The organism is Streptococcus sinensis (assembly GCF_000767835.1).
Lineage (GTDB): Bacteria > Bacillota > Bacilli > Lactobacillales > Streptococcaceae > Streptococcus > Streptococcus sinensis.
The window spans coordinates 1-1,124 of the sequence record NZ_JPEN01000046.1 but is presented as its reverse complement, the minus strand read 5'-3'; the positions used below and the strand labels follow the sequence as shown (position 1 = coordinate 1,124).

Below are 1,124 nucleotides of genomic sequence, written 5' to 3'. Positions count from 1 at the left end.
TTTTTTTGCTTTTTTGTAACTTTTTTCCAAACCGACTTTGCGATAACCTTGAAAGTTCCTTAAAGGACTAGGGTTTAGCACTAAAATGAAACACTTAAAACATTATTAGAATTCCAAAGGGAGTCTATTAATACAAAGATATGAGATACTTTTCTTCATGCATTTTCCGTTTTTGCAAGCCTTTGATAGCAAGTTGAAGAAGATCGTATGAAAATTTTTAAATGTTTTTTCCTCGTTCTGTGTAAGTTTGTTTTTCGAATACTGTCGGCGCAAATGTTTATAATCCCGCCCTTCCAGCCTGAAAAACTCACAAGCTTTAAGATAGGCCTCTGTTTCCTCTAAATTCACTAACAATCCTAAATGAAAGGTTGCTGGTGCAAATGTCTTAGTGAGAGGCTGAACACAAGTGCTTCTAAATTCAACAGTGCCTCTTGTCGTTAAATCCTTATATTGGTAGCTTCTGTGATGACTAAAATCTTCTGCGCACGGAATGATAAATCTTTCGTCCCCCCCTCAAATTATAGGCCTTGATTTGCACCTGCTTTAGATATTCTCCAGCCGATAGGAGGAAAATAGTAGACATCTCCCTCTCGTTCAGCATTAAAAATAGCTGTGTGATTTAAATATTGAAAAAATCTTCTTCATCTGTAAAATCATAGGGATTGACACCGACATTTTCTACTAACAAGCCATGCATGGATTCTTCCCAGAAGCGGTCTCTGGAGATTCTAGTGTTGAAATCTTCTGCTGTCAATTCCGAATTGGCAAAAAGATAGGCTTTAGCAGCCTCGATTTGATTGAAGGTATTGATTACCTGTATGAAATTTGCCCGTGAGACATCCAGCTGGACCTGACTTCCACAGATATAGCCGCCATAATCAGGATAGCGATGGAAGAAATCTCCTCCAATTTCTTCACTCAAAGATAGATACTGCATCAACATTTGATAGCGGGGATATTTCACAGGAGCATTATCATTCTCCTTCCAGAATGGATGTAAACCCTGGCCCTGAAGCTCATGATGGTCTTTATGTAAAATCTTTTGAATAGTGTCTAAGTAGTAAACATACTAAGATTAGTAGTGAAGAAATCTCCGACGGGAGAGAGTACTCACTACTTTTTCT

General features: G+C 38.0%; 1 pseudogene. It reads right to left on the bottom strand.

The features are described 5' to 3' along the window. Nucleotides 1–127: 127 nt before the first annotated feature. Nucleotides 128–1,060 (bottom strand): annotated as a pseudogene (locus SSIN_RS03150) (glutamate-cysteine ligase family protein); the annotation flags it as partial. Nucleotides 1,061–1,124: the final 64 nt, after the last annotated feature.